This is a genomic window from Nocardia sp. GCM10030253 (assembly GCF_042675075.1).
Classification (GTDB): Bacteria; Actinomycetota; Actinomycetes; order Mycobacteriales; family Mycobacteriaceae; genus Nocardia.
Genome location: NZ_JBHTDL010000011.1, coordinates 234,407 through 247,061, shown reverse-complemented (window position 1 = coordinate 247,061; position 12,655 = coordinate 234,407). Strand labels below are relative to the sequence as shown.

The window sequence follows — 12,655 nt, the reverse complement described above, 5'->3', positions numbered from 1 at the left end:
GCTCCGGAAGGTGGCTTTTGTGCCAACTCAGGAAGCAGTCCGAGCCGAAGAAACGTTGATCCACGTCTTATGGATCAACGCCGGCCTCAGTTGTGACGGTGACTCGGTGGCCCTGACTGCGGCCACTCAACCGAGTATCGAAGAGATTGCGCTCGGGGCACTCCCGGGCTTGCCGAAGATCGCTGTTCATTGGCCACTCATCGATTTCGAATGTGGCCCGAACGGCGGTGCCGATGACTTCCTCGAATGGTTCTTCAAAGCGGATCGCGGCGAATTGGAGCCGTTCGTACTCGTCGTGGAAGGCTCGATACCGAACGAGCAATTGCACAAAGAAGGCTACTGGTGCGGATTCGGAAATAACCCCGCTACCGGACAGCCGATGACAACAAGCGAATGGCTCGATCGTCTCGCGCCGAAAGCGACCGCCGTAGTCGCGGTCGGCACCTGCGCGACCTATGGCGGCATCCATGCGATGGCCGGTAACCCGACGGGTGCGATGGGTGTGCCGGACTACCTCGGCTGGGAGTGGAAGAGCAAAGCGGACATCCCGATCGTCTGCGTGCCGGGTTGCCCGATCCAACCGGACAACCTGGCGGAGACCTTGACCTACCTGCTCTACATGGCGACCGGTCAAGCGCCGATGATTCCGCTCGACGAGGCGCTGCGGCCGAAATGGCTGTTCGGCGCGACCGTGCACGAAGGTTGTGACCGTGCGGGCTATTACGAGCAGGGCGATTTCGCCACCGAGTACGGATCGCCGAAATGCATTGTGAAACTGGGATGTTGGGGTCCCGTCGTGAAATGCAATGTGCCCAAGCGTGGTTGGATCAACGGCGTCGGCGGCTGCCCGAACGTAGGCGGCATTTGTATCGGCTGCACCATGCCGGGATTCCCCGACAAATTCATGCCTTTCATGGACGAACCACCCGGCGGCAAGATTTCCGCTACTGCCTCGGGCCTGTACGGGTCGGTGATCCGCAGCTTGCGGCACATCACCGGCAATACCCTCGACAAAGAGCCGCGCTGGCGGCACAAGGGCCAAAAGCTGGAATCCGGCGCGTCGCGCACCTGGTAGGAGAATCTTCGATGACACAGATTATCCCGGAGCCGTCGCAGCGAAAGATCGACCCGGAAAGTCTCGTCGAGATGGCCTGGGATCCGATCACTCGAATCGTCGGCAGCCTAGGCATCTACACGAAAATCGATTTCGAGAATCGCGAGGTGGTCGAGTGTCACAGCACCTCGTCCATTTTCCGCGGCTACTCGATCTTCATGCGCGGCAAGGACCCACGCGACGCGCATTTCATCACCAGCCGCATCTGCGGGATCTGCGGTGACAATCACGCGACGTGCTCCTGCTACTGCCAGAACATGGCATATGGGGTGAAGCCGCCGCATCTGGGTGAGTGGATCGTGAATCTCGGCGAGGCCGCCGAGTACATGTTCGATCACAACATCTTCCAGGAGAACCTCGTCGGGGTCGACTTCTGCGAAAAGATGGTCGCCGAAACCAATCCCGGCGTGCTTGCGATGGCGGAGAAGACACTGTCACCGCATTCCGATGCGCACGGTTACCGCACCATCGCCGACATCATGCGGGCACTCAACCCGTTCACCGGCGAGTTCTATCGCGAGGCCCTGCAGGTCAGCCGGTTCACCCGCGAGATGTTCTGCCTGATGGAAGGCAGGCACGTGCATCCATCGACACTCTATCCAGGTGGTGTCGGCACAGTCGCGACGATTCAGCTGATGACCGACTACATGTCCCGGCTGATGCGCTATGTCGAGTTCATGAAAAAGGTCGTGCCGATGCACGACGACCTGTTCGACTTCTTCTACGAGGCGCTACCCGGCTACGACAAGGTCGGTCTGCGCCGCACCCTGCTCGGCTGCTGGGGTTCGTTCCAGGATCCCGAGGTGTGCAACTTCGCCTACAAGGACATGGAGGCCTGGGGTCGCAAGATGTTCGTCACCCCGGGCGTCGTGGTCGACGGCCAACTGGTCACCACCTCCCTGGTCGACATCAACCTCGGCATTCGAATCCTGTTGGGCAGCTCGTATTACGAAGACTGGACCGATCAGGAAATGTTCGTGAAGACGGACCCGCTCGGCAACCCGGTGGATCGACACCATCCGTGGAACCAGCACACGAATCCCAAGCCGCAGAAGCGCGACTTGGACGACAAGTACAGCTGGGTCATGTCACCACGCTGGTTCGACGGCAAGGATCACCTGGCGCTGGACACCGGTGGCGGACCATTGGCCCGATTGTGGGTCACCGCGCTGGCCGGTCTCGTCGACATCGGGTACGTGAAGTCGACGGGGCGCAGCGTGCAGATCAACCTGCCGAAGACCGCGCTGAAGGGCCCGGTCAGCTTGGAATGGAAGATCCCGGAGCACGGCAGCAACACCATTGAACGCAATCGTGCCCGCACCTACTTCCAGGCCTACGCGGCAGCGAGTGCGCTGCATTTCGCCGAGAAGGCCCTGGAGGAGATTCGCGCGGGCCGCACGAAGACCTGGGAGAAATTCGACGTGCCCGACGAGAGCATCGGGTGCGGCTTCACCGAGGCCGTGCGCGGCGTGCTGTCACATCACATGGTGATCAGGGACGGGAAGATCGCGAACTACCACCCCTACCCGCCGACGCCGTGGAACGCCAGCCCGCGAGACAGTTTCGGCACACCGGGACCGTACGAGGACGCGGTTCAGGGGCAACTGATCTTCGAAGAGAACGATCGGGAGCACTTCAAGGGGATCGACATCATGCGCACGGTGCGCAGCTTCGATCCCTGCCTGCCGTGCGGCGTGCACATGTATCTCGGCGATGGCAAGACAGTCGAGAAGCTGCATTCACCGACGCAGACGCTGACCGCGGAGTGATACCCGAGCCGGGCGACGCGACAGGAGATGTGACAGTGGAGGATCGCCCGGAGGATCAGGACGACGCCGTCCTCGACGAGACCCGCTGGCGCACTGCGGGCGAACGGATCGAGACGCTGCTCGACGCCAGCTCGTCGGGCGGCGCGGTCGCCCGCGAGCGGGCCGAGCAATTGGTGCGCGAGGTCTCGGAGCTGTATGGGGCCGCGCTGAAACGGGTGCTGCGGCTGGTCGACAGCGAGACCGTCGACCGGCTGGCCCGCGATGATCTGGTGGCGAGCCTGCTGCTGGTGCACGGCATGCATCCGCACGATGTCCACACGCGGGTCGAGGCGGCGCTGGAGAGTGTGCGGCCCTACCTCGGATCGCACGGCGGCGACGTGAAGCTGATCGCTGTCGCCGACGGGGTGGTCCAGCTCGAACTGGCGGGCAGCTGCCGCACCTGTCCATCGTCATCGGTCACGCTGGAATTGGCGGTCGAGGATGCGGTGCGCGCCGCCGCTCCGGAGATCCAGTCCATCGAAGTGGTCGCCGCGCAGCAGGAATCGACGAGCGGGCTGATCTCCGCCGACTCGCTGCTCTCGCGGGTGCACTCGACCAGTCACCAGTCCGGTAGCTGGATCGCCGTGCCAGAACTGGCCGAACTGCGGCCGGGTGAGGTCGGCGGGTTCGCCATCGCCGGGCTGACCATCCTGGCTTGCCGGATCGGCGACGACCTGTTCGCCTATCGGGATCACTGCCCGGTCTGCGATAAGTCGCTCGCGGGTGCGGTGCTACATCGCAGGATGGGCCACCCGGTCGGTGACGCGGTACTGCGATGCCCATCGTGCAAGGCACATTTCGATGCCGTGCACGCCGGTGCGCGGGTCGACGGCGACGGCCACCTCGAGCCACTGCCGGTGCTGGTGCGTTCCGGCGAGCTGTCGGTGGCGGTACCGGTGGGGGTGAGCGGGTGACCTCCCCGTTCCGAGTGCTGCAGCGCATCACCGCCAACCGCAAGCCCGCGGAGCCGGCGGGCGAGCGATGTGAGATGTGTGCCGAAGCCATCGCCGATGAACATCAGCATGTCGTGAATATCGAAGGCAGACAGCTGATGTGCGTGTGTCGCGGGTGCTACCTGCTGTTCATCGACCAGAAGGCCGCACTACGGTATCGCGCGGTGCCCGACCGCTATCTGTCTTTCCCGAATTTCACCATCGGTCAGGGGGAGTGGGACGCACTGGAGATTCCGGTGGGGCTCGCCTTCTTCTTCCGCAATTCCGCACTCGGGCGCACCGTCGCGTTCTACCCGGGACCGGCGGGCGCCACGGAATCCGAACTGCCCCTAGCGGAATGGCGCGCGATATTGGAGCGGCACCCGGAGATCGATGTGCTCGCCGACGATGTCGAGGCGCTGCTGATCCGCGTGCCGGAACGCGGCACCTCGAACGCCGCCTGCCTGTTGCTGCCGATCGATGCCTGCTACGAGTTCGTCGGCCGGATGCGGATGCTGTGGCGTGGCTTCGACGGCGGCCAGGATGTGCGCCGGTATCTCGACGAGTTCTTCATCGCGATGTCGGAACGCGCGCGGCCCGGCGGCGCGCGATGAGCCCCGTCTACTCGATGACTTTCGCGGTCCTCGACATGAAGCCGGAACCGTATGCGGTGGCGCCGATCTTGTCCGCGCGTATCGGGGTCGCCGCGCTCGGTGCGGAACCGGTGCACGCGGTCGCGCTGCGGTCGCAGGTGCGGATCGAACCGCATCGACGCTCCTACACCGACGAGGAGAGCGCAGGCCTCGTCGACTTGTTCGGGCCGCGCGACCGCTGGCGTGACACCCAGCGGTCATTTCTCTGGATGCATTGCGCCACCATGATTCCCGGGTTCAATGGTGGCACCGAGGTCGACTTGCCGATGCCGGTCACCTACGACTTCGAGGTGACAGGTTCGAAGTATCTGCACGCACTGCGTGAGGGCACCGTGCCATTGATCTTCCTGTTCAGCGGGACCGTATTCATCAAAGGTAGTAGCGGATTCGCGGTCCAGCAGATCCCGTGGGACCGCGAGGACAAGTTCGATATGCCGATCTCGGTCTGGCACGACCTGGTCGCGGCGCACTTCCCCAACTCCGGATGGGTCCGACTGACCAAGGAAACCCTCGATGCGCTCGCCGCGTACAAGTCCAGCCACGGGATGCTCGGATTCGACGATGCGGTCACGCGGCTGCTGGAGCACTCCGCCGAGGAGATCCCATGAGCGGGAGCACATCTCCATGGACCGCGCAGGTGCGCGCCGTCGCCGATGCGGTGCTCTACGAGGGCTACCTGCTCTATCCCTATCGTGCGAACTCCCGAAAGAACCAGTCCCGGTGGCAGTTCGGGGTGCTCGGCCCCGAGGGCGCTGCCGCCGCCGGTCACGGTGAGGACACGAGCCTGTCGGCGCAATGTCTGGTCGAGGCGGGCGAGAAGTCGTCGATCACGCTGACGATCCGGTTTCTACAGTTGCAGCGTCGCGTCGTGGAGGACCCCAACGGGGTGGAGTTGGGCGAGCTCACGGTGGGCTCACGATCCTGGATCACCTGGGACGAGGCGACCGAGCGTGAGATGACCGTCGGCCCGCTGTCGCTGGTCGGCATCACACAGCCGCTGCGGGTTCCCGGGGGTACCGATATCGAAGAGATCTCCGATCCCGCGGGGGACCCGGCGGGACGCTTGGTGCGCACTCGCCTTCCCTTGCAGGGCGAATTGGCGCTGACGGTCGAGCCCGACGGTCGCTACGACCGGATAACGGTGCGGGTCCGCAATGCGGGGGCCTCGGCTACCGATAAACACGACGCCATTGCCCGATCTCTGATCGGCGCGCACGTCATCGCGGAACTCCAAGGCGCAGAATTCATTTCGCTGCTCGACCCGCCAGCGGACGCGGCCGATGCGGTGGCACGCTGCCACCACCACCGCTGCTTCCCGGTGCTGGCCGGCCCTCCCGGCGACCACAGCATGCTGCTGATCTCGCCGATCATCCTCTACGACCATCCTGAGGTCGCCGAGCAGAGTGAAGGACCACTGTTCGACTCCACCGAGATCGACGAGATTCTCACCCTGCGGGTGATGACGATGACCGACGAGGAGAAGGCACAAGCCCGTGCCACCGATCCCCAAGCCGCGCAGATCATCGACCGCTGTGCTGCGATGACGCCGGAGGCCATGCGGCAACTACACGGTGTGCTGCGGGATCCGCATGCGGGCCAGCCGCGACTGGTCCCCGAGATTCCGATCGGCATCGACTGGTGGGACCCCCTGGCCGACACTGCCGTCGCACCGGAGTCCGACGCGGTGTCGATCTGCGGAGTGCGGGTCAGCAAGGGCAGCCGAGTCCGGTTGCATCCGTCCCGTCGCGCCGACGCACAGGATCTGTTCTTCGACGGCAAGCTGGCCCGCGTCACCTCGGTGCACGAGGACGTCGACGGTCACGCCCACGTCGGCGTCGTCATCGAGGACGACCCCGCCGCCGACCTTCACGAATGGTACGGGCGCTACCTGTACTTCGCCCCGGACGAAATCGAACCTCTCAACAGCCCGGAGAACGGAAAGGAAGGTCCGCCATGGAAACGGTGGGAGTGATCGCGATGGGAGTCGTCGCACTGATTGTGGTGGGCGGGGCCTACCTCGGCATCCGGTCGATACCGGACATCAGGCGCTATCTGAAGATCCGGCACATGTAAGCGAGCGGAAGGGATACATCGTGAGCGACCAACGAGAAGAACCACAATCGGAGCGCGGCGCACCCGGTTCGCGAGATACCGGTTCCGACAAGGTATCCGGCGGTCCCGCACAACGCCCGGCAGGCGATCTGGGGCACGAGGAGACAACGTCCGCCGAAGGCGTGGACGACGACCGCAAGGTCGAATTCACCACGACACCCGGCACCGATGCCGAGGCCCCGGTCCCGCCGTACGAGGGGCGGAAGGAAGCTGCGAACGAACCGGGCGAGACCGCGACCGGCCAGGTTGGCGGTGCCGACGTCGGCGGCGCGACATCGCCGACCGAGGGACAGGGGTGATCTGACGGCCAGGGTGCTGATCGCCGGGATCGGCAATATCTTCCTCGGCGACGACGGATTCGGACCGGAGGTGGTGCGGCGGATACCGCGCCACCCCGACGACGCGGTGCGCGTGGTCGACTACGGGATTCGCGGGATGCATCTCGCTTATGACCTCCTTGACCCGTGGGACGCGCTGGTCCTGATCGATGCCATACCGAATCGCGGCACGCCCGGCGAGCTGGCGGTCTTTCGCGCGGAACCGTGCGCAGCGGGGACCGCGCAACTCGATGCCCATGCGATGAATCCGGACGCCGTTTTCGCGGGTGTCCGTGCCCTCGGTGGGACGCTGCCGCTGACCGTTGTCGTCGGCTGCCAGGTCGAGTCCGTGGACGAGGGCATCGGTCTGTCCGGGTCGGTCGCGGCCGCGGTCGACGCGGCGGCGGATGCCGTCAACCGGGTAGTCGCGGACCTGTTGAGCACCCGACAGGAGGTGTGAACGATGTGCCTCGGAATTCCCGGCCGGGTCGTCGAGATTCTCGACGGCTACCACAACCAGATCGCGCTGGTGGATGTCTCCGGCGAGAAGCGAAAGGTGAATATCGGCCTGCTGGAGGATGATCCGGCGCAACCCGGTGACTGGGTGATCATTCACATGGGCTTCGTGATCGAGAAGACCGACGAAGCGGGCGCCGCGCGGGCGTTGGCCGGATTGCGCCTGCTCGGCAGCGGTGACGAGACATGACCGGCGCGCGGGCGCGCCGGCGTCTGATCGTCCGGGGCGTGGTGCAGGGCGTCGGGTTTCGGCCGTTCGTCTACACCACCGCGGCCGAATTGGCGCTGTCCGGAAGTGTGTCCAATGACTGTTCGGGCGTGATCGTCGAAGTCGAGGGTGCGCCAACGGATCTGGATGAGTTCGCACGACGGGTTCGGCAGCGGCCGCCACCGCTTGCCGTGATCGAATCAGTGCACGAGGTCGCCGTTGCGGTGCGGGGTGGCACCGGTTTCCGCATCGCCGACACCACCCGCGACGGCGGCGGGCGCACCCTGGCCTCACCAGATGTCGCGATGTGCGCGGACTGCGCTCGCGAACTGTGTGATCCGCACAACCGCCGCTACCGTCATCCCTTCATCAACTGCACCAACTGCGGTCCACGATTCACCATCATCGCGGGACTGCCCTATGACCGCGAACGAACCTCGATGGCCGACTTCGCGATGTGCACACGCTGCGCCCGCGAATACGCCGACCCGACCGACCGGCGTTTCCACGCGCAGCCCGTCGCGTGCCCCGACTGTGGTCCGACCCTCGCCTATACCGGCCGTGCCGCGGACGGGCCGCTGTCACAACAGCACTCGGCCGATGCCGACGGCGGTCCGGGTATCGAAGACCCGTTGGCCGCCGCGAGGGAACTGCTTCGCGCGGGTGGAATTCTCGCGGTGAAGGGCGTCGGGGGCTATCACCTCGCCTGCGACGCCACCAACGAGAACGCTGTCGCCGAGCTGCGGAGGAGAAAGCGCCGCGGCGACAAGCCTTTTGCCGTGATGGTCGCGGACCTGGCCGCCGCGCGCTCGATCGTCCAGGTCGACGAGACCGGCGCCGCACTGCTGACCGGTCCGCAGCGACCCATCGTGCTGCTCGCCCGCGGCGACCGCCCGCTCGCCGAATCCGTCGCGCCGCGCAATCCGGACCTCGGCGTCATGATCGCCTACACCCCGCTGCACGTGCTGCTCTTCGGCCTGCCCGGCGACCCGCCCGGCCCTCAGGTGCTGGTGATGACCTCCGGCAACCTCGGCGGCGAACCGATCTGTTACGACGACGCCGATGCGCGGCAGCGGCTCGCCGATCTCGCCGACGGCTGGCTGTCGCATAACCGCCGCATCCTCGTACCGTGCGACGACTCGGTGGTGCGCCTGGTCGACGAGATCGAACTACCGGTGCGGCGCTCGCGTGGCTACGCGCCGCTGCCGTTGGCGCTGCCCTTCCCCGTGCCACCCACCTTGGCGGTCGGCGGCGACCTCAAGAACACCTGCGCGGTGGCCGACGACCGCTATGCCTGGCTCAGCCAGCACATCGGGGATATGGACGACCTGGCGACCCTACGCGCCTTCGATGACGCCGAACAGCACCTGGAAGAGCTCACCGGCGTACGTCCGACGCAGTTGGCGGTGGACGCGCACCCGCTCTACCGATCCACCGCGTGGGCACGGCAGCACGCGGACGATCGGCCCATCCGCACCGTCCAGCACCACCACGCCCACATCGCGGCGGTGATGGGCGAGCACGGGCTCGGCGAATCGGCCACCGTTGTCGGCCTCGCCTTCGACGGAACCGGGTTCGGTCCCGACGGTGCGATCTGGGGCGGTGAGGTACTGCTCGCGAGCTATAAGGGCTACCGGCGACTGGCCCACCTGAAATACGTGCCGTTGGCCGGTGGCGACGCGAGTGTGCAGCGGCCGTATCGGATGGCGCTGGCCCATCTGTGGGCGGCGGGTATCGAGTGGTCGCCACCCATCGCCTCGGTCACCGCCTGCCCGTCGAACGAAAGACAGGTGCTGACACATCAATTCCACACCGGCCTCGGCTGCGTCCCGACGTCCAGCATGGGCCGCTTGTTCGATGCCGTGTCATCGCTGGCCGGAGTGCGGCACGTCGCGGATTATGAAGCGCAGGCGGCAATCGAACTCGAAGGCCTATCCCGCGGTATTGATCCCGACATCGTCTGTCCGGTGGATGCGGATCCCGCACTCGGTACTGCGGCGGACACGCGCGCACGGACGCACTATCGGTTCGAACTCGATGACGACGTCGATCCGGTCGTGATCGACCCGACGCCGGTCATCGCCGCGGTGGTGTCCGACGCGACCGCAGGCATCGCACCCGCGGTGATAGGTGCGCGGTTTCATCGGGCGGTCGCGCACCTGGTCCTCGAACTGGCGCTCGCCTGCGCGAGCGAATCAATGACCGTCGCCCTTTCGGGTGGGGTCTTCCAGAACGCCTTGTTGTTGTCGCAGTCGCGAATGTTGCTGCGGAAAAACGGATTCCATGTCCTCTGTCATCGGCGGTTGCCGCCGAACGATGGTGGTCTCGCGTTCGGGCAGTTACTCGCCGTGGGCGCGGGCTGAGCGAAAGGAGAGCCAACGATGTGCCTGGCAGTCCCAGGGAAGGTGCTCAGCCTCCAAGAGCGCGACGGCACGCTGATGTCCGTCGTCGACTTCGGCGGCGTGCACAAAGATGTATGCCTGCAATACATTCCCGACGCAGCCATCGGCGACTACGTGGTTGTTCACGTCGGCTTCGCCATCCAGCGTCTCGACGAGGAGTCCGCGCTGCGGACATTGGCCGAATTCGAGCACCTCGGTGTGCTGAAAGAGGAATTCGGTGACGGTTTCGCACTGGCCGCCAAACAGGCAGGCCTTGCCGATCCCACGGCCGAAGGAGCCGAACCGACACAGCCGGAACACGACACAGAGGTGGCGCCATGAAGTATCTCGACGAGTTCAGCAACCCGGAGCTGGCCAAAAACCTGCTCGACAAGATCCGCGAGGCCACCACCCAGCGCTGGGCCATCATGGAAGTCTGTGGCGGTCAGACCCATTCGATCATTCGGCACGGTATCGACCAGCTGCTGCCCAACGAGATCGAGATGATCCATGGACCGGGCTGTCCGGTCTGCGTGACTCCGCTGGAAGTAATCGACAAGGCGCTGGAGATTGCCGCGCGACCCGGGGTGATCTTCTGTTCGTTCGGTGACATGCTGCGGGTGCCTGGCAGCAAGAAGGACCTCTTCCACGTCAAGAGCGAGGGCGGCGACGTCCGAGTGGTCTATTCACCGCTGGACGCGCTCAATATCGCCAGGGAGAACCCGGATCGCCAAGTGGTGTTTTTCGGCATCGGATTCGAGACCACGGCGCCGGCCAATGCCATGACCGTCTATCAGGCCAAACGCCTGGGTATCGAGAACTTCTCACTGCTGGTCTCGCATGTGCTGGTGCCGCCCGCCATCGCCGCGATCATGGAGTCACCGACCTGCCGGGTACAGGGATTCCTTGCCGCCGGGCACGTGTGCAGCGTGATGGGTACTGCGGAATATCCGCCGCTGGCCGAGAAGTATCGGGTGCCGATGGTTGTCACCGGCTTCGAACCATTGGACATCCTGGAAGGCATCCGGCGCACCGTGATCCAGCTGGAGTCGGGCAAGCACGAGTTGGAGAACGCGTATCCGCGCGCGGTGATGGCCGAGGGCAATCCTGCCGCGAAGTCGATGCTGCACGACGTCTTCGAGGTGACCGACCGCGCCTGGCGCGGGATCGGGATGATCCCGCAGAGCGGGTGGCGGCTGTCGGAACGCTACCGCGACTACGACGCGGAGCAGCGGTTCTCGGTGGGCGATCTGCACACGGCGGAATCTTCGATCTGCCGCTCCGGCGAGGTACTGCAGGGCCTGATCAAACCGCATGAATGCGCCGCGTTCGGCAAGGAGTGCACGCCACGAAATCCGTTGGGCGCCACCATGGTGTCCTCGGAGGGCGCGTGCGCAGCCTATTACCTGTACCGGCGACTCGACCAGCCGGCGGAGGTGGCTCATGCCTAACGATATCGGAATGCCGGCGGCGGCTCCGACGATCGATATCGAGAACTGGGTATGCCCGATGCCGCTGCGTGACTCGCCGAACATCGTGATGGGGCATGGTGGCGGGGGCGCGATGTCCGGTGAGTTGATCGAGCATCTCTTCCTCCCTGCCTTCGGGTCCGCCGCGGAAGCGGCCATGGGCGACTCCGCGGTGATCACGCTCGGCGGCGCCCGGCTGGCGTTCTCGACGGACTCGTTCGTGGTGAAGCCGTTGGTGTTTCCCGGCGGTTCCATCGGCGACCTCGCGGTCAACGGCACCGTCAACGACCTGGCCATGTCCGGCGCACGGCCGATGGTGCTCTCGACCGCGTTCATCCTCGAGGAGGGCACCGCACTCGCGGATATCGCGCACATCGCCAAGGCGTTGGGCACGGCGGCACTCGCGGCCGGGGTCAAGCTCGTCACCGGTGACACCAAGGTGGTCGATTCCGGACACGGCGACGGAATCTTCATCAATACCGCGGGGATCGGTGTCATCGACGAGGGCGTGGATATTCGGCCACAGCGGGCTGTGGCAGGCGATATCGTGATCGTCAGCGGTGATATCGGGGTGCACGGGGTCGCGGTCATGAGCTGTCGCGAAGGGCTCGAATTCGGGACCACAGTGGTCAGTGACACCGCGCCGCTCAACGGTTTGGTCGCGGCGATGCTCGCGACGGGCGTGGATGTGCACGTGCTGCGTGACCCGACTCGTGGCGGTGTGGCGGCGACGCTCAACGAGATCGCGGGTGTGGCGAAAGTCGGCGTCTCGCTGGATGAGCGGAAACTTCCGGTCCCCGCTGAGGTGCGCGATGCTTGCGGGCTGCTGGGGCTCGACCCGATGTACGTCGCCAACGAGGGCAAGCTGATCGCCTTCGTCGCACCGCAAGACGCGGATCGAGTATTGGCCGCGATGCGCGACCATCCGCTCGGGGCGCGGGCCGAGGCGATCGGCGTCTGCGTCGCGGAACATCCTGGCATGGTGGTCGCGCGCACCGCATTGGGTGGTACCCGGGTCGTCGCACTGCCTGCCGGGGAGCAGCTGCCGCGGATTTGTTGAGGCGGGCTGGGAGCGGTCACTGTCGGGAGAGTTAGCGAGGTCGACATCGTTTCGATCACCAGCTATCCGAAGGCGCTGCGGAACG

14 protein-coding genes are annotated in these 12,655 nt (G+C 65.3%); all 14 read left to right on the top strand.

The window, feature by feature from the left end:
- The first annotated feature begins 19 nt into the window (after positions 1 to 19).
- From ACFQZZ_RS25605 to hypE, 14 genes are read left to right on the top strand one after another with little or no spacing between them, the layout of a single operon-like run.
- Positions 20 to 1,075: a hydrogenase expression protein HypE gene (locus ACFQZZ_RS25605; protein ID WP_378685763.1), complete on the top strand. Its 1,056-nt coding sequence runs from the start codon at positions 20 to 22 to the stop codon at positions 1,073 to 1,075.
- Between the two features lie 11 nt (positions 1,076 to 1,086).
- The gene (locus ACFQZZ_RS25600) at positions 1,087 to 2,883 is read left to right on the top strand and encodes a nickel-dependent hydrogenase large subunit (RefSeq protein ID WP_378685760.1); all 1,797 of its coding nucleotides are present in this window, start codon (positions 1,087 to 1,089) and stop codon (positions 2,881 to 2,883) included.
- Between the two features lie 35 nt (positions 2,884 to 2,918).
- Positions 2,919 to 3,836 (top strand): NifU family protein, encoded by a 918-nt coding sequence (locus tag ACFQZZ_RS25595; protein ID WP_378686175.1) that lies wholly within the window; start codon positions 2,919 to 2,921, stop codon positions 3,834 to 3,836.
- The gene (locus ACFQZZ_RS25590; RefSeq protein WP_378685757.1) at positions 3,833 to 4,468 is read left to right on the top strand and encodes a DUF5947 family protein; all 636 of its coding nucleotides are present in this window, start codon (positions 3,833 to 3,835) and stop codon (positions 4,466 to 4,468) included. Before ACFQZZ_RS25595 ends, ACFQZZ_RS25590 begins: the two co-directional genes overlap by 4 nt.
- The gene (locus ACFQZZ_RS25585) at positions 4,465 to 5,115 is read left to right on the top strand and encodes a DUF6084 family protein (RefSeq protein ID WP_378685754.1); all 651 of its coding nucleotides are present in this window, start codon (positions 4,465 to 4,467) and stop codon (positions 5,113 to 5,115) included. The genes ACFQZZ_RS25590 and ACFQZZ_RS25585 overlap by 4 nt, the downstream gene beginning before the upstream one ends.
- Positions 5,112 to 6,479: a hypothetical protein gene (locus tag ACFQZZ_RS25580; RefSeq protein ID WP_378685751.1), complete on the top strand. Its 1,368-nt coding sequence runs from the start codon at positions 5,112 to 5,114 to the stop codon at positions 6,477 to 6,479. Before ACFQZZ_RS25585 ends, ACFQZZ_RS25580 begins: the two co-directional genes overlap by 4 nt.
- Positions 6,461 to 6,580, top strand: coding sequence for a DUF6893 family small protein (locus ACFQZZ_RS25575; protein WP_378685748.1), 120 nt, complete (start codon positions 6,461 to 6,463; stop codon positions 6,578 to 6,580). The genes ACFQZZ_RS25580 and ACFQZZ_RS25575 overlap by 19 nt, the downstream gene beginning before the upstream one ends.
- Positions 6,581 to 6,600: 20 nt before the next feature.
- Complete coding sequence (locus tag ACFQZZ_RS25570) at positions 6,601 to 6,918, top strand: hypothetical protein (protein WP_378685745.1); 318 nt, start codon at positions 6,601 to 6,603, stop codon at positions 6,916 to 6,918.
- Between the two features lies 1 nt (position 6,919).
- On the top strand, positions 6,920 to 7,396 hold the full coding sequence (locus tag ACFQZZ_RS25565) for a hydrogenase maturation protease (RefSeq protein ID WP_378686172.1): 477 nt from the start codon (positions 6,920 to 6,922) through the stop codon (positions 7,394 to 7,396).
- Between the two features lie 3 nt (positions 7,397 to 7,399).
- On the top strand, positions 7,400 to 7,642 hold the full coding sequence (locus ACFQZZ_RS25560; RefSeq protein ID WP_378685742.1) for a HypC/HybG/HupF family hydrogenase formation chaperone: 243 nt from the start codon (positions 7,400 to 7,402) through the stop codon (positions 7,640 to 7,642).
- Positions 7,639 to 10,023, top strand: a complete 2,385-nt coding sequence (gene hypF / locus ACFQZZ_RS25555; protein WP_378685739.1) for a carbamoyltransferase HypF — start codon at positions 7,639 to 7,641, stop codon at positions 10,021 to 10,023. The genes ACFQZZ_RS25560 and hypF overlap by 4 nt, the downstream gene beginning before the upstream one ends.
- Before the next feature lie 18 nt (positions 10,024 to 10,041).
- On the top strand, positions 10,042 to 10,383 hold the full coding sequence (locus ACFQZZ_RS25550; protein WP_378685736.1) for a HypC/HybG/HupF family hydrogenase formation chaperone: 342 nt from the start codon (positions 10,042 to 10,044) through the stop codon (positions 10,381 to 10,383).
- Entirely contained in the window at positions 10,380 to 11,492 is a 1,113-nt protein-coding gene (gene hypD, locus ACFQZZ_RS25545; protein ID WP_378685733.1) for a hydrogenase formation protein HypD, read from the top strand. The genes ACFQZZ_RS25550 and hypD overlap by 4 nt, the downstream gene beginning before the upstream one ends.
- Positions 11,485 to 12,570 carry a hydrogenase expression/formation protein HypE gene (gene hypE, locus ACFQZZ_RS25540; RefSeq protein WP_378685731.1) on the top strand — a complete coding sequence of 362 codons (1,086 nt, stop codon included), beginning with the start codon at positions 11,485 to 11,487 and terminating at the stop codon, positions 12,568 to 12,570. The genes hypD and hypE overlap by 8 nt, the downstream gene beginning before the upstream one ends.
- Positions 12,571 to 12,655 lie beyond the last annotated feature (85 nt).